Here is a 21,289-nt window from a genome sequence, read left to right as displayed (position 1 = left end):
AGGCCGGGGCCGATTGGCGAAACGGCGGAAGGCGGGCGGATGCATGACAGCGCACCCGTCATTCGACTGGACCCCCGCCTCCGCCGGGGAAGCGCCTTCGGTTCAAGCCCGATCCACGTCCCCAAGGGTATCGCTACAGATCCACCGAAGCCGATAGCTTCACCGTTCGCGGTGCCCCCTGCAGCAGCGCCGCCCCGAACGAATCGAACGACGACGCCCAATACCGTCGATCCGCGACGTTATCGACGCCCGCGCGGAACGTCACCGGCCGGTCTGCGACGACCGCGACATAGCGCGCGCCCAGATCGACCCGGGTCCACGACGGAATCGACAGGCTGTTCGCCGCATTCACCTGCTGCTTGCCGGTGTTGACCACCCGCCCGGTCAGCGTGACCCCGCGCAGGAACGGCGTGTCCCACTCGACATTGCCGTTGATGAGATACTCCGGCACGCCGACCGCGGTGTTGCCGTCATTCGCCCCGCCAGCGGTGTTGCGCAGCGTGGCGTCATTGACCGATCCGCCCGCGATCACCCGCAACCCCCGCGTGAGTTCGCCGTCGACGCTCAGTTCGATCCCGCGATTGCGCTGCTTGCCGAACACCCCGTAGCGAAACGTCGTCGGCGTGACGGCGATGCTGTACGCGCTCGGCTGCTCGGTCTGGAACAGCGCAACGCTCGCGTTGAACCGCCCAAGCCCGAGCTTCCCGCCGACCTCATATTGCGTGGATGTGTAGGGCGCGAAGATCTCGCCAGCGTTGAGCGTCCCCGCCGGCGCGACAGGTCCTGCGGCCAACCCCTCGATCCGGTTCGCGAACAGCGACACTCCTTTGACCGGCTTGACCACAAGCCCGAAGACCGGCGTCACCGCACTCTCGTCATAAATGCCGCTCAGCGACCCGTCGGTGTACGAATAGCTGCGCTGGTTGATCGTCTGGAGCCGCAGCCCGGCGGTCAGCAACACACGGTCGTCGAGCACCCCGATCGTATCCGACGCGAACGCGCTCCCCAGTCGGGTACGCGAGACCGGGAACGGGTCCGCGAGATTGCCCCCGACCAGCAACGAGGCGGGCAGCGCGACCTGCTGCGTATCATAGAGGTTGGTCGCGAACCCGTCGAAGCTCGCCCCGTAGCGGAAGTCATACGCATTGCGATTGACCTGCCAGATCATCGACCCGCCGACGTTGAACTCCTGCGTCACGCCCCCAGCCGCGAGCTTGACGCGAAGCCCCGCCTGCGCGGTCTCGTTATTGTCGGTGCGCGGGACATACAAAGCGGTGCCGCTCGCCGCGCCCGTCACCGCGTCGGTGACGGTGATCCCGCTGTAGATCCCCTGCTCGCTCCCGTCGCGCGCGCCCGCGGCGGCGTAGAGCATCGCGTTGTCGGTGACGTCATATTCGATCCGCCCCGATCCGAAGAGGTCGCGCAGCGTGGTGTAGGCGAACTTCTGCCCGTAATTGGCGGTCGAATCGGGCACGCGCGGGATCGTCGCCGCGCTGGCGATCGTCACCTTGGGGCGCAGGTCTCGGACCTGGACCCGCTGATACGCGAGATCGAGCGACAGCCGCAGCCGCTCGCCGCGATAGTCGAGGCCAGCGCCGATCACCGCGCTGCGGCGGAACTCGTCGTCGATCGCGACGTCGCCCGCGCGATACGCACCGTTGATCCGCACGCCAATCTCCCCGCCGCCGCCGAAGCGCCGGCCAACGTCGAAGCTGCCGCCGAAATGCCGGTCGCCGCTATAGGTCACGCTCAGTCGCGTGAGCGGTGTGTTGCCCGCGCGCTTGGAGACGAGGTTCACGCTCCCGCCGATCCCCGATCCGCCGGGTGCCGCGCCATTGAGGAACGCGCTCGCGCCGTTGAGGACCTGCACCTGTTCGTACAATTCGGGCGCGACGAGCTGGCGCGGGGTCAGGCCGTACAGCCCGTTGAAGCCGATATCGTCGCCGAACAGCGTGAAGCCGCGGATCACGAACTGCTCGGCGGCATTGCCAAAGCCGTAGGTCGTGCGCACCGACGGATCGTTCTCGAGCACCTGCCCGAGCGTCTGCGGCTGCTGGTTGAGGATCAGCGCGGCAGTGTAGCTCTTGATGCTGAACGGCACGTCCGCCGCCGCCTTGTTCCCCAGCACGCCGACCGACCCGTCGCGCGACACTTCGGTGCGGTTCTGGCGCTGCGCGGTGACGACGATGTCGGCCGAGGAATCGTCGGGCGTTGCGTTCTGCGCGAAGACCGGGGTCGCCAGCGCGGCGGCGGCAAAGGAGAGAGCCGAAGCGGATCGGCGGAACACGGTCGTCATCCGCTCAGTCCCGAACCAGCGTGGCGACCGACGCCCACCGTAGCGGCGCACGCTTCGCCCGCGGCACCCGCGCCATCGCCCAGCCGACCGCCGCGATCGGGCACCCGAGGCCGATCCAGCTCAGCGCGTCGCGCATCCCGTCCCCGGTCAGGGCGACGACGAGCCCGAACACCGTCGCCAGCGCGATCAGCACCGGAAGCGCGAAGGTCGATCGAATCATCCCGAAATTCCCTTTTGAAACGCAGGTGCGCGCACCGCGCGGTCGGCGACGAGCCGCGTGGCATCGCCAAGCGAGCGTCGGCGGCCGATCCACAGATAGACCCCCGAGCCGAGCACGATGATCGTGAACGCATCGAGCACTGCCCACAGCAACTTGAGCGGCATGCCCCCGTAATCCCCGAAGTGAAGCGGGCGCGACAGCGACAGCGCCTTGAAATACCACGGCATCGGCCGTGCATCGGTGAGCGTCGCGGTTTCCGCGTCGACCAGCGCGGTGGTCAGCAGATGCTTGGTCAGCGGGGTCGTGCCCTGGAAGAACACGCCGTAATGATGCCCGCTGCTGAACGCCGTTCCCGGAAAGGCGACGAACTGGGGATTCATCCCCGGGATCGCACGCCTTGCGGTCGCCATCGCCGCGTCGACCGAGCCGTAGCGCGCGGACGGTAGCGGCGCGCGACCGGCATAGGCACGGGTCATCGCGGCGAGCTCGTTCGCCTGCCACACCTTGGTGATCGGCGTGACGAACGCGTTGATCACCCCGGTAAGCCCAACGACGCTCATCCACGCCAGCGCGACGATCCCGATGAGATTGTGATAATCGAGCCACTTGAGCCGCGTGCTGCGGGTCGTGCGCAGGATGCCGAAGTCATGCTTGCGCATGAACGGCGCGTAGACGACCACCCCCGAGACGATCGCGACGAAGAACACCAGCCCCATCCCCCCGAGGAACAGCTCGCCGCCGAGCCCTAGGAACATGTCGGTATGGAGCTGCAGCAGGAATTCTGTGATCGCATGCCCGCCGCCCGCTTCCGCAACCGGTTCGCCGGTCAGGCGATTGATGATCTGGATATGCATCCCGCTCACCGGCACGTCGGGGCGCGCGCCGGTGGTGACGGTCATCAACGGGCGATCGTCGTAGAACGCCATGTAGAGCGGGATCTCCCCCGGGCGCTGCGCAAGCGCGCGCGCGAGGACCGAATCGAGCGGGCGCAACGCGGGGTCCGTGCCCGAGGCCGCGATCCCGGAGACGACCGCCGCCGGATCGCCGGTCGCGGCATCGATTTCTTCGTGGAAAATCAACGGCAGCCCGGTGATGCACAGCATCAGCAGGAACAGCGTGCACGCCAGGCTGCTCCAGGTGTGCAGCGCAATCCAGAAGCGAACCGTCGCACGCGTCACCGCAAATGTCCGTTGTTTTTATTGCGACGCATTCGCAGCGACTAGCGCAGCGGCTTGTTGCGAGCAAGTCGCAAAATGCCGCCATGCGCTTCGCGGCGGCTGGCCGCGCCGCCTGTACCACGGCCGAGAGAGTCGGCATGACATGGTTGCAACACCCTCAAACCTTTATGGTTTATCTTTCCGGGCTACGGCTTGACCAAGCAGAATGCGCTGATACTCTGGTTAAGAGAAGGTTAACCATTATCCAGATGGCGACCGTTGAAGAGGGGCTTCCATGCGTAGACTAAAGTTGCGGACACTGATCGCGTTCGCAGTCAGCACGACGATTTTGGCGACGTCGCCTGCCCAGGCGGTGAACTTCAACCTGATCGATATTGGCGGTGCTGCCGAGGGCACTCAGGCCCGCAGCGGTTTCGACATCGCGACGGCCTATTGGTCTTCGGTTCTCAAGGACAACGTCACCGTCAACCTGCAGATCGGGTTCCGCCCACTCGGCCCCAACATCCTCGGATCGACCGGCAGCGGTACCGCGCTGACCTCGATGGCCGCCGCTTACTCCGCGCTGGCGCAGGACAAGACGAGCCTGCTCGATGCGCAGGCGGTGGCCGGGCTGCAGCCGCTCGGCGTCAGCACCAGCATTCCCGGGGCAGGCGCGGTCACCGCGATCGCCAATGCGATCAACAAGACGAACGACGGCTATGTCGACAACGTCACGCGACTGGACAATGACGGCAGCGTCAACAATTCGACGCTTGCGATGACGAGCGCGAACGCCAAGGCACTCGGCATCAAGACCGACGTCAACGACGAGGCGATCGATCCCAAGGCGATCGACGGCCAGATCTCGTTCAGCAACGCCTTCGCCTTCGACTTCAACCCGAGCGACGGGATCGCCAAGAACGCGTTCGACTTCATCGGCGTCGCGATCCACGAGATCGGCCATGCGCTCGGGTTCATCTCGGGCGTGGATACGTATGACGCCTTGAGCAATGCGGACGGCACGAACACGATCACCACGGTCGAGGACTATGTCGTGATGAACACGCTCGACCTGTTCCGCCACAGCGACGACACCGCGCTCGACTGGTCGACGTCCGAAACCCCGAAGTTCTTCTCGCTCGACGGCGGCAAGTCGCAGCTGTTCGGCGATTCGCTGTTCTCGACGGGGACCGACAATGGCGACGGGTCGCAGGCGTCGCACTGGAAGGACAGCGCCGCGAACATCCCGCAGCTCGGCATCCTCGACCCGACCTCGGGCCGCGGCCAGATGCAGGAAGTCACCGCGCTCGATCTCGCCGCTTACGACGCGATCGGCTGGAACGTCGGCTTCGACGTTCTCGCAAACCCGAACTACCGTTTCAGCACCGCCGACATCTATCGCTCGCTCGGCGGCGCGGTGCCCGAGCCGAGCACCTGGGCGATGATGCTGCTGGGCTTCGGCGGGATCGGCGGCGCGCTGCGCCGGCGCCGCGGGACGGTCGCGCCGCAGCCTGCCCGCGCGGGCTGATCGCCGCGACGACCGTGGGGGCGCGGTCTTCGGGCGCTCCCCCATCGTGCGGCGTTACGCTTCGCCGACGTATTTCCGAAAGTGGGCGTCACCCTGAACGTGTTTCAGGGTCCACCGCGGAACGACGGCTGGCTGCACGGCGGAGGGCTGGATGCTGAAACCAGTTCAGCATGACGGCGTACGGAAGACAGGTCGCCCCCCACCACCCGGCGTCATCCTGAACGCGTTTCAGGGTCCACCGCGCCACACTGGCTGACCGCCCAAGTGGAGGGCTGGATGCTGAAACAAGTTCAGCATGACGGCGCTCGGGGGATAGGTCGCCCCCACCGCCCGGCGTCACCGTGAACTCGTTTCAGGGTCCACCGCGCCACACTGGCTGACCGCTCAAGCGGAGGGCTGGATGCTGAAACAAGTTCAGCATGACGCCGCTCGGGGGACAGGTCGCCCCCACTGCCCGGCGTCACCCTGAACTCGTTTCAGGGTCCACCGCTCCACACTGGCTGACCGCCCTAGCGGAGGGCTGAATGCTGAAACCGGTTCAGCATGACGGCGCACAAGGCGAGCGGCGCGCCCGCCCCCGCTCTCGTACTACTCGGCGTCGCGTCCACCACACGGCGTCACCCGTGCGGCGTGCCCCCTATCGCTCCGCCATGTTCGACCAGGCGGTCTGCACCACGCCGCGCAGCTTGCGCCCGCGCGCGATCGACACCTCGCGCAGGCGTTCGCCCGCGCTGGTCAGCGCCAGCGAGCGGTTCGCGACGCCGTCGAGTCCCTCGACTTGCATCACCCACAATTGCCGGAACGCGCCACCCTTCTGCCGGAGCAGAAGCTGCGGCGGGCCGTCCTCGACGATCCGCCCGTTCTCGACCACGATGACGCGGTCGAACCCGACGATCGTCGACAGCCGGTGCGCCACCGCGATCACGGTGCGGTTGCGCACCAGTGCATCGAGCCCGTTCTGCACCTCGAGCTCGCTCTCGGTGTCGAGCGCGCTGGTCGCCTCGTCGAGCAGGACGATCCGTGCGTTCTTGAGGAACGCGCGCGCGATTCCGATCCGCTGGCGCTGCCCGCCCGACAGGTTCGCGCCGCGCTCGCCGACGATGCTGTCGTACCCGTGCGACAGGCGGCGGATGAAATCGTCGCACCCCGCCGCGACCGCCGCCTCGTGAACGTCCTCGTCGCTCGCATCGGGCCGTGCGATCCGGATGTTGTCCATTACCGAGCGATGGAACAGCAGCACTTCCTGCGGCACCACTGCGATCGCGTCGCGCAGCGACTCCTGCGTCACCTGGTCGATCCGGTGCCCGTCGATCGCGAGATGCCCGATCTGCGGATCGTGGAAGCGTTGCACGAGCTGGAGGAGCGAGGATTTGCCCGCGCCCGACGGCCCGACGATCCCGACCTTCTGTCCGGCGGGAACCGTCAGCGACAGGTCGTGGATGATCGGATCGCGGGGGTCGTAGCCGAAGGTGACGTTGCGAATTTCGACGCTACCCTCGCCGACGCGCAGCCGCGCCGCACCGGGCGCGTCGCTCAGCGTTTGCGGCACGCCGATGATATCGAGCGTCTCGCGCAGATAGCTGAATTGCTGGCTGGTATCGATCACCGCCATCGCGAGGTCGCGCGAACCGTGGAGGATGCGGAAGGTCATGGTGCTGATGATGACCACGTCACCGGTCGAGATCGCGCCGGTCGACCAGCGCCCGATTGCCCACACCAGCGTTCCGCCGACCAGCACCGCGAGCGACAGGTCGTGCAACCCGCGCATCTGCTCGACGAAGAACCAGCCGCGCCGCTGCGCGCTCGCTTCCTTGTCGAGGAACCCCTCGAGCCGCTCGAGCTCGCGGTCACGCGCGGCGAACGCCTTGACCACCCAGATGTTGCCGATCAGGTCGATCAGCTCGCCCCCCGCGGTCCCGGCATGCTGCGCGAAGGCGGTGTGGTGGACGTGCCCGCGCAAACCCAGCACGATCAGCGCCGCGGTCACCGCGAGGAACACCCCGCCGAGGATCGCCGCCATCACTGCGTCGATCGTCACGAAGATCAGCATCGCGCCGGCAAAGGCGATCAGCGGCGGCGTCACTTCCTGTAGCAGCCGGTGGACGATCGCGCCGAAGATCCCCGCGAGCCCCGAGATGCGATGCCCCAGCGACCCGGCGCGCTGGTTCTGGAAAAACGGCATCTGGTGCCCGGTAAGGTAATTGACCATGTCGAGCCGGATCCCGACCCCCGAACTGACCGTCGCCTGCCCCAGCGTCAGGGCAGCCGAGCGTTGCAACAGGCTTTCGAGGATCACCAGCCCGAGGAACATCGCGAGCGCGACATAAACCGTGTCGCGCGCGCGGACCCCGCCGGTCATCGCGTCGACCAGCAGCTTCATCGCATATTGCGTCCCGATCGAACTGATCGACGCGCCTGCGACGAGCAGCCCGAGCAGCAGGAACATCCCCGGCCGCGCCGCGACATAGTGAAGGATGAACCGCGTTGGACTCTGCAGGAAGGGCAAAAGATCGTGCTCCCGGGATGAGCGTATCTGCTGCAACGCAGCAACAACCGATACAAGTGGCCATTGGTTGCACCGCCCTGCGCACGCGATGGCTCGAGCGACGGCGCGCCGTAAACCGACACGGACGCGTGCCTGGCAAAAGACGAGAAGCGCGATCACGCCGCACGCGTCACCGCGATCTACCTTGCCGTTTGGTTCAAGGCCCATCGAACAGCGGTGGTCCAGCGTGCGTTACCGTCTATCGACTACACTCGAAACGAACGCTCTGTAATTGAACGCGAAATTCTCCATTAGGCCGGCACATCAAAGGCGGTGGCATGTCCGTCGGCAGCGCCACTGCAGGATCGTGCTCCTGCGGAAGGCAGAAGCGCAGGAGTCGCGCGAGGCATCAGACGGTTTTTTGCCTGGTTTCGGGTTCCTGCTTTCGCAGAGATACCGTGCCTCGGTCAGCGACCCGGCAAACCGTCGCAGCGCGCCCGACGTGCGCGGGGGTGTCGGGCGTGCCCCACGTCGCATCTTGCTCCCCGAGACGCGAAAGGCCGCCGGTCTTCCAACCGACGGCCTGCAGGATCGCAGCGCGCGTGTCAGGCGGCGACAGCCCCCCGCCAGCGCGCAGCCGTTCCACGTCGCACGGCGAAGCCGATCAGCGCGAACCCCGCGATCATCATCGCCCAGGTGGCCGGCTCGGGCACCGCGGCCACCACCGCGGTGGTCGCGCGGACGCGAAAGGTGTCGATCGCAAGCCCGTCGTCGGCGCCGGCCGGATCGGCATCGATCCAGCGGAACGCGAAGGTCGCGCCCGAGCCGATCGCGAGCTTCGACAGCGTGGCGGACAGCGCGCGGCTGTTCGCGGCGGCATTCCCGTCGAGGGCGCCGCCGTTGCTGCTGTTGGTCGGCGACAGGAAATTGAGCGCCGAAACCGAGGTCCACGCGGCGCTGGTCAGTGCGTCGGCAAAGTTGGTCGAGGTCAGCGAATATTGGAAATTGAGCGAATCCACCGGGCTGCCGCCATCGCGCCACTGCTCGCCGGTATAGGCGATGACCAGGTCGGTGATCTTGCTGCCGGTTGCATTGGTGAAGATCGCGCCGATCGCCGGCAGGAGGTTGCCGCTGCGCAGCGTCCCCAGCGCCCGGTCGGTCGAACCCGTAGCGCCGAAGCTGTAGACGTTGCCGGTGTTGAGGCTGCCATTGCCGACGCCGTAGGTCCCGTTCGCGGAGGCCCCGTCCTCCAGCGCGCGCCAGCCGTTCGGCAGCGCGATCCCGGTCGTGCCAGTGGACGCGAGCGTATCGAAGCTCTGCGTGTAGACCGTCGTGCCAAGCGCGATGGTTCCCGTGCCATACGTCGTCGCTGCGCGTGCAGGCGCTGCATTCAGCGCAAGGGTCGTGGCGACGACGCCAAGCGCGGCCGCAATCGAAAATCTCGTCATGTTTTTCAGTCCCCGGTTTCAACCCAACGCGAGTGCTCGCATTCGCGGGGCGATATCGATGAATCGCGCACCTTATATTACAGTATTAAAATTCTGTTAAACAAACCGAATATTGGGGTGGACGACGTTCTTGCCCGATTTCTGTCGTTTCTTGCCAAGGCAAGTCTGAAACGCGCCGGGACTGTCCCGTTTCGAGGCGTGACCCCAGGGTGATACTGTCGCTGGCGCATGCATTGCCGCTCCTGTCGCGTCGAGCACCGACGACGCATGGGAACGCGCGCTCCGGGATTGGCCGTGCCCGCGGCGCGCTTCGGCGGGAGACGAGTCGCTGCGCAACATTCCCCTGTCCTACACCGCCGCATGCTGTCAGAATCGACGCCACCATGGCCATTGCATTTCTGACTCGCCAGTCCGCACCCGTGCGCCGCCTGTGCAACCTTCGCGACGTTCGCCCGCTCCTCGCCGCCGCGCTGCTGCTGCTGGCCGGGCTCGCCGTCGCGCCCCCGGCGCGCGCCGACGACATTTCGGCTACCGCGCGCAGCGTCGTCCGCGTCGTCTCGATCGCGATCGTCGATGACGAAGTCGTCGGCTTCGGCCACGGCAGCGGCTTCGCGGTCGCGCCCAACCGGGTCGTCACCAACGCGCATGTCGTCGATCTTGCTTCGCGCTATCCGGGCAACGTCGTCATCGGCGTCGTCCCGTCGGAGGGCAGCAAGGGGTATGAGGGCCGCGTCATCGCGATCGACAAGGTCCACGATCTCGCGCTGATCGAATTCACCGGCGGGCGGCTGCCGACGGTCGCGCTTTACAGCGGACCGGTCGACGAGGGCGCGATGGTCACGGCGCTGGGCTATCCCGGCAATGTCGACATGGCGACCGCGCGTTCGGCCGCCGACTACATCCACCCGCTGTCGCCGATCCGTTCGGAGGGCGTGTTCTCGGGTCGCCGTCAGATGTCGGGGACCGACGTCCTGCTCCACACCGCCGGAATCGCGCGCGGCAATTCGGGCGGGCCGTTGCTCGACCCCTGCGGGCGCGTGCTCGGGGTAAACTCGGCGATCACGCAGGGGGAGGAAGGCGACACCAGCTTCGGCTTCGCGATCGCCGACAGCGAGCTCGCCGCCTTCCTGACCCGCGCGAAACAGCCTTATGCTGCGGTCGGCGCGCCCTGCACCAGCATTGCCGAGAGCGACAAGGCGGACCGCGACGCGGACGCGCAGGCCTCGAGCCTCGCCGACGCGGCGCGCCGCGATACCGCCAGCCGCCTAGCGACCGAGCAACAGGCGACGATGGCGAGCGCCCGGATCGCCGCCGACCGGCACCGCGAGAATGTAATGGCGATCGCGACGTTGCTGCTCGTGTTCGGCGCGATGGGGATCGGTGCGGGAACGCTGTTCGAGCTGCAGGCAAAGCGCCGCCCCGCCGTGTGGGGCTGGATCGGCGGTGCCGCGGTGATGCTCGGCGCAGTGGCGGTGTTCATGCTGCGGCCCTCGGGCGAACCAATGTTGCCACGCGGTGTCACGGCAACCGTGCCGCCGGCATCGTCCGGCGCCGTGTCGTCGACCGCCGCGCTCGGCAGGATGACGTGCCGCTTCGTTCCCGAGCGCAGCCGCGTCGTCTCGTCGCAGACGAGCGACGTCGCGATCGACTGGGGCACGTCCGGCTGCATGAACGGGCGCACGCAATATGCCGAGAATGGCAGCAAATGGGACCGCATCCTCGTCCCGGCCGAGGAGCAGACCGTGTCGGTGATGCAGTTCGATCCCGCCACCCGCGCCTATGTCACGCGGCGCTATTTCCTGTCGGCGGACCAGATGGAGTCGGTCCGCAAGATCCGCTCGCAGGTGACGCTCAAGGCCTGTTCACCCGACGAGGCGGGACGCGCCAACCTTGCCACGCAGCAGGCCGCAATCCGCACCGCGCTGCCGCCGCAACCCAATGAGAAGATCGTCTACAGCTGCACCCCCGCCGCCGCGTCAGGCGGCTGAGCGGCGGCGCACCCATAAAGGCGCGACGACCAGGCCGCGGCGCTGCGCGAGGACCAGCAAGCCGATCCCGAACACCGTGTTGACCAGCACCGCGGGCAGCGACGCCTCGGCGCCGAAACTGCCCCCGGTGAGCCACTCCGGCCCCTGGATCTCGGGGCGCAGCAACCCGGTCTGCTGGAAGCCCGACACCGCGATTCCGTAGATCCCGCCCTGCGCGAAGTTCCACGCGGCGTGCAGCCCGATCGCCGCCCAAAGTCGCCGCGTCAGCATGTAGAGTGCGGCGAGCATCACGCCCGCTTCGAGCGCAATGGCGATTGCGGCGGACAGTGTCGCATTGGGGTTGCCGAGATGCAGCGCGCCGAACAGCGCCGCGGACAGCGCCAGCGCGATCCAGCTCCCGAGCAGCCGTTCGAGCAACCGGAAGAACAGCCCCCGCAGCACGATCTCCTCGACCACCCCCGACAGGATCGCCAGTGCCGCGGCGGCATAGATCGACGACACCGCACCGGTCCCGACCACGCGATACCCGCCCAGCGCCGCAATGATCCCGATGACGAGGCTGAACAAAACCGTCCCGCCGGCGAGCCCCGCCGCCAGTTCGCGCGCCCACCCCTGCGCGCCGAATTCGTAGACCGGACGCCGCTCGATCAGCCGGACGAACGCGACATATGCGCCGGCAATCAGCGCGGCGAAGGCGGCGGCCTGAAGCACGCTGACCGGCGAGCCCTTGAGCGGCGGCGACAGCTTGGCGAACGCGCTCGCCACGATCTGCCCGCCGAACACGAAGACAAACCCGATGAACAGAAGGACGAGCGGAAAATGGAGGAACCGCCAGACGCGACTGTTGGGCGGTGTGTTCGGTTCGGTCGGCAGCATTGGCGTTTCCCCTTGTGAGGGGGACGCTAACGCGCTTTTAGCAGGAGACAATGGTCGGGGCCGCGACCGGCCTGTCAGGGAAGGAATGCGCGCTGCTTCCTTTGCGCTTTCCCGGCGAAGGCCGGGGTCCGGGGTCCGGGGGCGCAACTGGCGCCAGCGAAGGACTGCGCCCCGTTTCCTTGACCACTTCTACCGGGCCCCGGCCTTCGCGGGGGAAGCGGCGTCAAGAAACCTGGCCCCCTAAACCACCCCCTCGCGCTTGCGCAGCACCACCTTCCGATCGATCCCGTATGCATAGCCCCCCAGCGTCCCGTCCCCGCGCTGGACGCGATGGCACGGCACCACGATCGACACCGGGTTCGCGCCGCACGCCGTCCCCGCCGCGCGCACCGCGGAAGGGTTGCCGATCATCGCCGCAAGCTCGGCATAGCTGCGCGTCTCACCCAGCGGGATCGCGCGGAGCGCCTGCCAGACCGCCTCCTGGAACGCGGTGCCCTGCACGTCGAGCGGCAGATCCTGGTCGCGCTCGGGCGATTCGACGCTGGCGACGACCTGGGCTGCAAGCGTCGCGAGCGCGGCGCCCCCGGGGAGGATCTCCGCTTCGGGAAACCGTGCGCGCAACGCGGTCTCATCTTCGTCGAACGAAACGCGGCACAGCCCCTTGTCGGTCGCCGCGACCAGCATCGCCCCCAAGCTGGTGTCCGCGATCGTCCAGCGGATCGTAACCCCGGCGCCGCCGCGCTTCCACGCGCTCGGGCTCATCCCGAGCCGTTTCGCGCCATCTTCGTAGAATCGGCTCGGCGCGGAATAGCCCGCTTCGTAGATCGCCTCGGTCACGCTCGTTTCTCCTGTCAACGCCAATGCCGCCCGCCGCGCCCGCAGCCCGCGCGCATAGGCCGCCGGGGTCACCCCGGTCGCGCGCTTAAACAGGCGGTGGAAATGGTGCGGCGCGTAGCCGACCTGCGCCGCGAGCGCGTCAAGCGCGAGCATGTCCTCCGCCGCCTCGAGCAACGCGACCGCGCGCGCGACGGCGATCCGGTCGCGCCCGACCTCGTCGGGCTTGCAGCGCAGGCACGCGCGATACCCGGCGGCACGCGCCTCGGCGGGGTCGCGGTAGAAGGTAACGTGCTCGCGCTTCGGGTGGCGCGCGGGGCAGCTTGGCTTGCAGTAGATGCCGGTGGTCTTCACCGCACCGACGAAGCGGCCATCGCTGTGGCGGTCCCGCGCTTCGAACGCGGCCCAGGCCATCGCGGGATCGAGAAGGAAAGTTTGCGTCATGCCGACGCTATACGCTCCGGCGGGATGCGATCACATCCCGCCGGTTGCGCTCAAAGCGTCAACCGCCGTTCGCGGCGAACAGGTCGAGCGTGCGCTGCTTGGCGAGCTTCGCGCTCTCCGCGTCATAATCGTCGCGGCGATCCGAGTTGAAGCCGTGACCCGCCTCGTAAAGATAGACGGTCGCGTTTGGCCAATCCTTGGCAATCACCTTCTCGACGCCCGCCAGCGGAATGTGGTCGTCCTTCTTGCCGAAGTGCAGGATCGTCGGGACCTTGGGCTCCTCGTCGGCGGCATCGGGAATCATGCTGCCGTAATAGCCCGAGACTGCCGCGACGCCGCGCAGGCTGGTCGCCGCCTTCCACGCGACCGACCCGCCGTAGCAATAGCCGACGACGAACACCGGCCCCTTGTCGGCAAGCGAATCGATGCAGGTCTGGACGTCGGCGAGCGTAAGCTCGAACGGATGCAGCTTGCTCGCGAGCTCGACGCCGCGCGCGAAGCCTTCGCCCGAATATTCGGCCTCGAAGCCCGGATGCTCGCGGTCGAACACCGCGGGCGCGAGCACTTCGTAACCGTCGGCGGCATAGCCGTCGCACAGGCTGCGGATGTGATCGGTCACGCCGAAGATCTCCTGCACCAGCACGAGGCCGCCGCGGCGTTCGCCTTCCGGTTCGGCGTGATAGACGGAAATTTCGGCGCCGTCGGACATGGTCATCTTGATGGTGGTGGCGGACATGTGAGTCGCTCCTGCTGGGGGTGCCTGCGCCATACCGCGCCGCCAGCATTGGTCTAGGGGGTGCGTCGTCTCTTGCCGGGTTTCTGCCGCAAGGGACCGTCGTGCCGGCGCGATGCCGGACGCGGGCGAAGGACGTTCAACGCCCCCCGCCCGTCACCCCGGCGAAGGCGAGACCTCTCCTACAGTCGGTTTGCGGCCCCCTCCTTGGCTGTTTTCCCGTGAAGGCGGGAATCCAGGGCCAAGCAAAGCAACAGCGTACAGCTCTCGCGACTCCTGGGCTCCCGCCTCCGCGGGAGAACACCTATGGTTTCGCAGAGGTATCGCGAAGGCCGGGGCGGTGTCGTAATCCAGCCGTGATGGGGATCATACTTGCCCCCGCCTCTTGTAACCGTCCGTCATCCTGAATGCGTTTCAGGATCCAGCCCTCCACGGGCCCGGACTATGCCCGTTGCGCGGTGGATGGTGAGACGAGTTCAGCATGACGGCAGCGATAGAGGCGGCGGGTGACGATTAAGCCTGCCATTGCCTTTATGCAGAGGTCGCGCCTTCGCCGGGGTGACGGAGCGTGCCCCCCTCTCGACCCGCCGACAGGTATCACGCCGCGCGCACGTCGGCGATCAGCCCGTTGATCTGCCCGCGCAACGTCTCCACCCCGACTGCCACATCGCAGGCGGTGCGGGTCACCTGGTCGGCGCTGTGGCGCGAGCGTTCGGCGCGTTCGCGCAGCGTCTGCATGTTGGCGGCGGCGTCGGCGGTGCCGTCCTCGACCTCGGCGATGGCATAAGCGATCGCCTGGGTCATCCCGCGCTGCTGGTCGACCGCCTGCGCGACATTGGCGGAGGAGCGGTCGAGCTCGGCGACCAGCCCGTTGACCGATTCGATCGTCTCGAGCACCGTGTCGGTCGCGACGCGCACCGCCTCGAGCCGTTCCTCGATCCGCCGCGCTGCGGTCTGGGTCTGGCGCGCCAGCCCTTTGACCTCATCGGCGACGACCGCGAAGCCGCGGCCCGCCTCGCCCGCGCGCGCCGCCTCGATCGTCGCGTTGAGCGCGAGCAGATTGGTCTGCCCGGCAACCGCCGCGATCATGTCGAGCACCACCGAGATTTCCGAAACCAGCGCGCCGAGCGATTCGGCGCGGTCGCGGCCTTCCAGCGTCCGCGAACGCACCGTCGCCACGCTGGCGCGTGATTCATTCGCTTCGCGGCTGATCTGATCGATCGCCCCGGCCAGCGCCGATGCGGAATGCGCGATCGTGCGCGCGTTGCTCGCGCTTTGCTCGGTCAGCGCGGCGGTCGCCATCGCCTGTTCCTGGGTCGTCCCGGCCTCATCGGCCATTGCCCCCGCCGTCTCGCGGAGCGCGGGGCCCGCCGAGGCGAGCCGCTTGACCGACGTGCCAGCGTCCTGTTCGAACGTCTGGAACAGCGCTTCGAGATGCGCCGCGCGGCGCGCCCGCGCGGCATCCTCGCGCCGTTCGTTGGCGTTGAGCGCGTCGGCGGTACGGCGCGCTTCCTCGCTCAGCCGGCGTGCCTCGGCCGAACGATCGCGCGCGAAGGCGAGCGCGCGGGCGATCTCGCCGATCTCGTCGGTGCGGTCGAGCGCGGGGATCACCGCGTCCAGACGGTCCAGCGTGATGTCGCGCGTCGCGGCGGCTATCTGTGCCAGCGGCTGCTCGACCCGCCGCGACAACATGCGCATCCCCCAGAAAGACACCAGTACCGCGACGACCGTGATGACCGTCACCAGCAGGTACACCTGCCCGAACCCCAGCTCCAGCGCAGCACGCTCGCGGATCGCGTCGGCGCGCAGGTCGGCAATCAATGTGGCGCTGGACACCGTCAGCGGGTCGATCGCCGCGTACATCGCCCCGCTCAGGAAGAAGTCGAGTTGATCGACGTGCCCGCCGCGCAGCAGCGCCAGCAACTTGTCGAGCGCGGCGTCCGCGTCGTGCCGCGCGGTCGCGACTTTGGCAACTTCTCCGGCCCGACGGCTGTCGAGGTTGTGGCGGGTAAAGGCGTTCCAGCTGCTCGCGATCTCCCCGCGGGTCGCCTCGATCATCGCAATCGCGCCAACCGCGGAGAGATTGCCGCTGCGCACCTTGTTGGCGGTCAGCAACGCCGTGCTGTAGCTCGCGTTGACGCGTTGCAATTCGCCGATCGGGTAAAGCCGATCCACCACCAGCGCCGTGACGCGGTGGCTGGTGGCAAGCGTCGTGCCCAGCAGCGTAACCGCGAAAAGCGCTTGGATGGCGAGCAGCGCACAGACGACCCTGCGCAGCTGCACCCGCATATTGCGTTCGCCATCCGTCCATCTGACAAGCAACCCCCCGATCAGGGGTTTCAGAAAGCGGGTCGGTAGCAGGGGCGTAACGATCTTCATGGGCCGCTAATGCGCACCAAGGGGCTGACAGCTAGTTAACCGAATATTACAGTTAAAAGAAATTGGACGGGAAAAACCGTCCCGCCCCGGACACATTTCAGCGCGCGGCTTGCATCCCCGGCAACCCGATGCTAGCGAACCGGCAACCCATCTGGAGGCGCTTTTGCCGCCTTCATTCCCCATGGGGCCACCTTATGACGTCCAAGAGGATTCCAATCGCGTGGAGACATCCGGCGGTATTCAAGCAAGCTTAAGCGGACGTTATGCCACCGCATTGTTCGAGCTTGCCCGAGACACCCGTAGCATCGACGCAGTCGAGGCGAGCCTTGGTCGTGTGCGCGAAGCGCTTGCGCAATCGGACGAATTCGCCGCGCTGGTCGCCAGCCCGGTGATCTCGCGCGCGGCCGCCGCCAAGGCGGTCGAGGCTGCGGCCGAGATGATCGACGTGGACGACACGACGGGCAAGTTCCTCGGCGTCCTCGCCGACAACCGTCGCCTGGCGCAATTGCCCGCGATCATCCGCGCGTTTCGTGATCTGGCTGCGCGCCATCGCGGCGAGACGACCGCCGAGGTCACGTCGGCGCATCCGCTGTCCGAAGACCAGGTCGACGCGCTCAAGCAGCAGCTGCGCACCCGGATCGGGACCGACGTTTCGGTCGACCTGTCGGTCGACCCCGCACTTTTGGGAGGGCTGGTCGTGAAGATCGGCTCGCAGATGATCGATTCGTCGATCCGCACCCGTCTCAACACCCTCGCGCACGCGATGAAAGGCTGAAGTCGTAATGGATATCCGCGCCGCAGAAATCTCGAAGGTCATCAAGGACCAGATCGCATCGTTCGGCACCGAGGCGCAGGTCTCGGAAACCGGCCAGGTGCTCAGCGTCGGTGACGGCATCGCGCGCATCCACGGGCTCGACAACGTCCAGGCAGGCGAGATGGTCGAGTTCTCGAACGGCGTGCAGGGCATGGCGCTCAACCTCGAGGCCGACAATGTCGGCGTCGTGATCTTCGGCTCGGACAGCCAGATCAAGGAAGGCGACGTCGTCAAGCGGACCGGAACGATCGTCGACGTCCCGGTCGGCAAGGGCTTGCTCGGGCGCGTCGTCGACGGTCTCGGCAACCCGATCGACGGCAAGGGCCCGATCGTTTCTGACCAGCGCAGCCGCGTTGAGGTCAAGGCACCGGGCATCATCCCGCGCCAGTCGGTCAGCGAGCCGGTGCAGACCGGACTCAAGGCGATCGACGCGCTCGTTCCCGTCGGTCGTGGCCAGCGCGAGCTGATCATCGGCGATCGCCAGACCGGCAAGTCGGCAGTCGCGATCGACACCTTCATCAACCAGAAGGCGGCGCATCAGGGCGACGACGAGTCGAAGAAGCTCTATTGCATCTACGTCGCGGTCGGCCAGAAGCGCTCGACCGTCGCACAGCTCGTCCGCACACTGACCGAGCAGGGCGCGATGGATTACTCGATCGTCATCGCGGCGACCGCATCCGACCCTGCCCCGCTCCAGTTCCTCGCGCCCTACACCGGTTGCGCGATGGGCGAGTATTTCCGCGACAACGGCATGCACGCGGTCATCGTCTATGACGATCTCTCGAAGCAGGCCGTCGCCTACCGCCAGATGTCGCTGCTGCTGCGCCGTCCGCCGGGCCGCGAAGCCTATCCGGGCGACGTCTTCTACCTTCACTCGCGTCTCCTCGAGCGTGCGGCGAAGATGAACGACAAGGAAGGCGGCGGCTCGCTGACCGCGCTCCCGATCATCGAGACGCAGGCCGGCGACGTGTCGGCCTACATCCCGACCAACGTGATCTCGATCACTGACGGCCAGATCTTCCTCGAGACCGACCTGTTCTTCGCGGGCATCCGCCCGGCGATCAACGTCGGCCTGTCGGTGTCGCGCGTCGGCTCCGCCGCACAGACCAAGGCGATGAAGAAGGTGTCTGGCTCGATCAAGCTCGAGCTCGCACAGTATCGCGAAATGGCGGCCTTCGCACAGTTCGGCTCGGATCTCGATGCGTCGACGCAACGCTTGCTCAACCGCGGTGCGCGTTTGACCGAGCTGCTCAAGCAGGCCCAGTTCCAGCCGATGCCGTTCGAAGAGCAGACCGTGTCGATCTTCGCCGGCACCAACGGCTTCCTCGATACGGTCCCGGTCAACGCGGTCGTCCGCTACGAGCAGGCGATGCTGTCGACGATGCGCAGCGATCACGCCGATCTCCTCAAGGACATTCGCGACAAGCGCGACCTGTCCAAGGAGACGACCGAGGCGCTGAAGTCGGCGCTGGGTGCGTTTTCGAAGACGTTTGCGTAAACTTCTCCCTCTCCCCCACGGGGAGAGGGCAGACGAGCGAAGCGAAGTCGGGAGAGGGCAGTAACGCGGACGTAAGTTTGTGACTGCCCCTCTCCCCGACCCTCTCCCCGGGGGGGAGAGGGAGAAGAAGGACGAGAATGGCAAGCCTAAAGGCCCTCAAGATCCGCATCGGCTCGGTGAAGTCGACGCAGAAGATCACCAAGGCGATGAAGATGGTCGCCGCTGCCAAGCTGCGTCGCGCGCAGGAAGCGGCCGTCGCCGGTCGTCCCTATGCCGAGCGGCTCGAGCAGGTGATGGCGAGCCTCGCGTCGAAGGTCTCGGTCAGTGAATCGAGCCCCAAGCTGCTCGCGGGCACCGGCAAGGACCAGGTCCATCTGCTGATCATCGCGACCAGCGAGCGTGGCCTCGCGGGGGCGTTCAACTCGAACATCGTTCGCGCCGCGCGCCGCAAGGCCGAGGAACTCGAAGCCGCCGGCAAGACGGTCAAGTTCTATGTCGCGGGCAAGAAGGGCCGGGTCATCCGCCGCTTCTTCCCGACGCAGATCGCCGCCGATCATGAAATGAGCCACATCAAGACGGTGTCGTTCAACGATGCGCGCGCGATCGCCGACGATGTCATCGCACGCTTCGAAGCGGGCGAGTTCGACATCGCGCATCTGTTCTACGCCAAGTTCCAGTCGGCGCTGGTGCAGACCCCGGTCGGCAACCAGATCATCCCGGTCGCGATCGACACCAATGCCGCTCCCGTTTCGGACGGCGGCGCTGCGGTCGAGTACGAGCCTGACGAGGAAACGATCCTCGCCGATCTGCTCCCACGCAACGTGGCGATCCAGATCTTCCGCGCGCTGCTCGAGAATGCGGCATCGGAGCAGGGATCGCGTATGACCGCGATGGACAATGCGACGCGCAACGCGGGCGACATGATCAAGCGTCTCAGCATCCAGTACAACCGGGCACGTCAGGCCGCGATCACGACCGAGCTGGTCGAAATCATCTCGGGCGCCGAAGCGCTCTAAGCAGTCGATACGAGGAAAGAACCATGGCAACCGCCCCCGAAATGACCACGCCTCCCAAGGCTACCACCAACAGCGTCGGCCGCATCAGCCAGGTCATCGGCGCCGTCGTCGACGTGACGTTCGAGCAGAATCGCCTCCCCGCGATTTTGAACGCGCTCGAGACGTCGAACAACGGCAACCGCCTCGTGCTCGAAGTCGCGCAGCATCTCGGTGAGAACACCGTCCGTACGATCGCGATGGACTCGACCGAGGGTCTGACCCGCGGCCAGGAAGTCACCGACACCGGCTCGCAGATCCGCGTTCCCGTCGGCCCGCAGACGCTCGGCCGCATTCTCAACGTCATCGGCGAGCCGATCGACGAGCGTGGGCCCGTCGGTCACACCGAGACGATGCCAATCCACGCGCCTGCCCCGCTGTTCGTCGACCAGTCGACCGAGAGCGCAATTCTGGTCACGGGCATCAAGGTCATCGATCTGCTCGCACCGTACGCAAAGGGCGGCAAGATCGGCCTGTTCGGCGGCGCCGGCGTCGGCAAGACCGTGCTGATCCAGGAACTGATCAACAACATCGCCAAGGGCCATGGCGGCACCTCGGTGTTCGCGGGCGTCGGCGAGCGCACCCGTGAGGGTAACGATCTTTACCACGAGTTCCTCGACGCAGGCGTCATCGCCAAGGACGCCGACGGCAACCCGACCCCCGAAGGTTCGAAGGTCGCGCTCGTGTTCGGCCAGATGAACGAGCCGCCAGGCGCGCGCGCCCGCGTCGCGCTCTCGGGCCTGACGATCGCTGAGTATTTCCGCGACGTCGAAGGCCAGGACGTGCTGTTCTTCGTCGACAACATCTTCCGCTTCACGCAGGCGGGTTCGGAAGTGTCGGCACTGCTCGGTCGTATTCCGTCGGCCGTGGGCTATCAGCCGACGCTGTCGACCGACATGGGCGCGCTGCAGGAGCGCATCACCTCCACGAACAAGGGTTCGATCACCTCGGTGCAGGCGATCTACGTTCCGGCGGACGATCTTACCGATCCGGCACCGGCAACCTCGTTCGCCCATCTGGACGCGACGACCAACCTCAACCGCGCGATTTCGGAGCTGGGCATCTACCCGGCCGTCGATCCGCTCGACTCGACCTCGCGCGTTCTGACCCCGGCGATCGTCGGCCAGGAGCATTACGACACCGCCCGCCGCGTTCAGGAGACGCTGCAGCGCTACAAGTCGCTCCAGGACATCATCGCGATTCTGGGCATGGACGAGCTTTCGGAAGAAGATAAGTCGACCGTCTCGCGCGCCCGCAAGATCCAGCGCTTCTTGAGCCAGCCGTTCCACGTCGCAGAAGTCTTCACCGGCATCAGCGGCAAGTTCGTGCAGGTCGAGGATACCGTGAAGTCGTTCAAGGCGGTCGTCGACGGCGAGTATGACCACCTGCCCGAGAGCGCCTTCTACATGGTCGGCGGGATCGACGAAGTCGTCGCCAAGGCTGAGAAGATGGCCAAGGAAGCTTAAGACACTATCTCCCTCTCCCCTCCGGGGAGAGGGCCGGGGAGAGGGGCTGCCACAAGCGCCGTCTCCCGATA

The 21,289-nt window shown here is 66.7% G+C and carries 15 protein-coding genes; 6 read left to right on the top strand and 9 right to left on the bottom strand.

All coding sequences use genetic code 11. From position 1 onward, the window contains the following. Window positions 1–133 precede the first annotated feature (133 nt). The 3 genes from RI03_RS06105 to RI03_RS06095 are packed head-to-tail and all read right to left on the bottom strand — an operon-like array spanning window position 134 to window position 3,694. Window positions 134–2,296, bottom strand: coding sequence for a TonB-dependent receptor (locus RI03_RS06105; RefSeq protein ID WP_010215943.1), 2,163 nt, complete (start codon window positions 2,294–2,296; stop codon window positions 134–136). A gap of 4 nt (window positions 2,297–2,300) precedes the next feature. Further along, window positions 2,301–2,516, bottom strand: coding sequence for a hypothetical protein (locus tag RI03_RS06100; RefSeq protein WP_010162915.1), 216 nt, complete (start codon window positions 2,514–2,516; stop codon window positions 2,301–2,303). Beyond that, window positions 2,513–3,694, bottom strand: a complete 1,182-nt coding sequence (locus RI03_RS06095; protein ID WP_010215941.1) for a PepSY-associated TM helix domain-containing protein — start codon at window positions 3,692–3,694, stop codon at window positions 2,513–2,515. The genes RI03_RS06100 and RI03_RS06095 overlap by 4 nt, the downstream gene beginning before the upstream one ends. 274 nt (window positions 3,695–3,968) lie before the next feature. Between RI03_RS06095 and RI03_RS06085 the strand changes: the two genes are divergently transcribed. Next, window positions 3,969–5,201 carry an NF038122 family metalloprotease gene (locus RI03_RS06085; RefSeq protein ID WP_238542292.1) on the top strand — a complete coding sequence of 411 codons (1,233 nt, stop codon included), beginning with the start codon at window positions 3,969–3,971 and terminating at the stop codon, window positions 5,199–5,201. Window positions 5,202–5,838: 637 nt separating this feature from the next. Here the strand turns inward: RI03_RS06085 and RI03_RS06080 are convergent. Both RI03_RS06080 and RI03_RS06075 read right to left on the bottom strand, forming a co-directional pair. Further along, complete coding sequence (locus RI03_RS06080) at window positions 5,839–7,707, bottom strand: ABC transporter ATP-binding protein (RefSeq protein ID WP_010215938.1); 1,869 nt, start codon at window positions 7,705–7,707, stop codon at window positions 5,839–5,841. A 584-nt stretch (window positions 7,708–8,291) separates the two neighbouring features. Further along, window positions 8,292–9,134: a PEPxxWA-CTERM sorting domain-containing protein gene (locus RI03_RS06075; RefSeq protein ID WP_010215937.1), complete on the bottom strand. Its 843-nt coding sequence runs from the start codon at window positions 9,132–9,134 to the stop codon at window positions 8,292–8,294. 383 nt (window positions 9,135–9,517) lie between these two features. Here RI03_RS06075 and RI03_RS06070 point away from each other — a divergent pair, with 383 nt between their 5' ends. Continuing rightward, window positions 9,518–11,122, top strand: a complete 1,605-nt coding sequence (locus RI03_RS06070; protein ID WP_010215936.1) for a S1C family serine protease — start codon at window positions 9,518–9,520, stop codon at window positions 11,120–11,122. On the opposite strand, the gene RI03_RS06065 is transcribed toward RI03_RS06070, so the two are convergent. From RI03_RS06065 to RI03_RS06050, 4 genes are all read right to left on the bottom strand, one after another. Continuing rightward, complete coding sequence (locus RI03_RS06065) at window positions 11,111–11,998, bottom strand: CPBP family intramembrane glutamic endopeptidase (protein WP_010215935.1); 888 nt, start codon at window positions 11,996–11,998, stop codon at window positions 11,111–11,113. The two genes, RI03_RS06070 and RI03_RS06065, sit on opposite strands and share 12 nt — an antisense overlap. Window positions 11,999–12,238: 240 nt before the next feature. Next, window positions 12,239–13,276, bottom strand: a complete 1,038-nt coding sequence (gene ada, locus RI03_RS06060) for a bifunctional DNA-binding transcriptional regulator/O6-methylguanine-DNA methyltransferase Ada (RefSeq protein WP_010215933.1) — start codon at window positions 13,274–13,276, stop codon at window positions 12,239–12,241. A 58-nt stretch (window positions 13,277–13,334) separates the two neighbouring features. Next, a complete protein-coding gene (locus RI03_RS06055) occupies window positions 13,335–14,012 on the bottom strand; it encodes a dienelactone hydrolase family protein (protein ID WP_010215932.1) in 678 nt (225 codons plus the stop codon). Between the two features lie 594 nt (window positions 14,013–14,606). Beyond that, window positions 14,607–16,298, bottom strand: a complete 1,692-nt coding sequence (locus tag RI03_RS06050) for a methyl-accepting chemotaxis protein (protein WP_238542291.1) — start codon at window positions 16,296–16,298, stop codon at window positions 14,607–14,609. A 310-nt stretch (window positions 16,299–16,608) separates the two neighbouring features. On the opposite strand from RI03_RS06050, the gene RI03_RS06045 reads away from it, so the two are divergent. The 4 genes from RI03_RS06045 to atpD all read left to right on the top strand — a co-directional run bounded on the left by RI03_RS06045 (window position 16,609) and on the right by atpD (window position 21,218). After that, the gene (locus RI03_RS06045) at window positions 16,609–17,163 is read left to right on the top strand and encodes a F0F1 ATP synthase subunit delta (protein ID WP_026046494.1); all 555 of its coding nucleotides are present in this window, start codon (window positions 16,609–16,611) and stop codon (window positions 17,161–17,163) included. A gap of 7 nt (window positions 17,164–17,170) precedes the next feature. Further along, window positions 17,171–18,700 (top strand): F0F1 ATP synthase subunit alpha, encoded by a 1,530-nt coding sequence (gene atpA, locus RI03_RS06040; protein ID WP_010215930.1) that lies wholly within the window; start codon window positions 17,171–17,173, stop codon window positions 18,698–18,700. A 137-nt stretch (window positions 18,701–18,837) separates the two neighbouring features. Next, the gene (locus RI03_RS06035; RefSeq protein WP_010215929.1) at window positions 18,838–19,716 is read left to right on the top strand and encodes a F0F1 ATP synthase subunit gamma; all 879 of its coding nucleotides are present in this window, start codon (window positions 18,838–18,840) and stop codon (window positions 19,714–19,716) included. A 41-nt stretch (window positions 19,717–19,757) separates the two neighbouring features. Continuing rightward, complete coding sequence (gene atpD / locus RI03_RS06030) at window positions 19,758–21,218, top strand: F0F1 ATP synthase subunit beta (protein WP_010215927.1); 1,461 nt, start codon at window positions 19,758–19,760, stop codon at window positions 21,216–21,218. Window positions 21,219–21,289 lie beyond the last annotated feature (71 nt).

Origin of the sequence: Sphingomonas sp. PAMC 26621, assembly GCF_000251145.1 — a bacterium.
In the GTDB taxonomy this organism is placed as follows: domain Bacteria; phylum Pseudomonadota; class Alphaproteobacteria; order Sphingomonadales; family Sphingomonadaceae; genus Sphingomonas.
This window is presented reverse-complemented; position numbering and strand designations above follow the sequence as displayed.

Coding starts and splice junctions, on each gene's coding strand:
- ada (WP_010215933.1), bottom strand. CDS start 13,276: ATGACGCAAACTTTCCTTCTCGATCCCGCGATGGCCTGGGCCGCGTTC.
- RI03_RS06105 (WP_010215943.1), bottom strand. CDS start 2,296: ATGACGACCGTGTTCCGCCGATCCGCTTCGGCTCTCTCCTTTGCCGCC.
- RI03_RS06100 (WP_010162915.1), bottom strand. CDS start 2,516: ATGATTCGATCGACCTTCGCGCTTCCGGTGCTGATCGCGCTGGCGACG.
- RI03_RS06075 (WP_010215937.1), bottom strand. CDS start 9,134: ATGACGAGATTTTCGATTGCGGCCGCGCTTGGCGTCGTCGCCACGACC.
- RI03_RS06035 (WP_010215929.1), top strand. CDS start 18,838: ATGGCAAGCCTAAAGGCCCTCAAGATCCGCATCGGCTCGGTGAAGTCG.
- RI03_RS06065 (WP_010215935.1), bottom strand. CDS start 11,998: ATGCTGCCGACCGAACCGAACACACCGCCCAACAGTCGCGTCTGGCGG.
- atpD (WP_010215927.1), top strand. CDS start 19,758: ATGACCACGCCTCCCAAGGCTACCACCAACAGCGTCGGCCGCATCAGC.
- RI03_RS06050 (WP_238542291.1), bottom strand. CDS start 16,298: ATGCGGGTGCAGCTGCGCAGGGTCGTCTGTGCGCTGCTCGCCATCCAA.
- RI03_RS06055 (WP_010215932.1), bottom strand. CDS start 14,012: ATGTCCGCCACCACCATCAAGATGACCATGTCCGACGGCGCCGAAATT.
- atpA (WP_010215930.1), top strand. CDS start 17,171: ATGGATATCCGCGCCGCAGAAATCTCGAAGGTCATCAAGGACCAGATC.
- RI03_RS06085 (WP_238542292.1), top strand. CDS start 3,969: ATGCGTAGACTAAAGTTGCGGACACTGATCGCGTTCGCAGTCAGCACG.
- RI03_RS06070 (WP_010215936.1), top strand. CDS start 9,518: ATGGCCATTGCATTTCTGACTCGCCAGTCCGCACCCGTGCGCCGCCTG.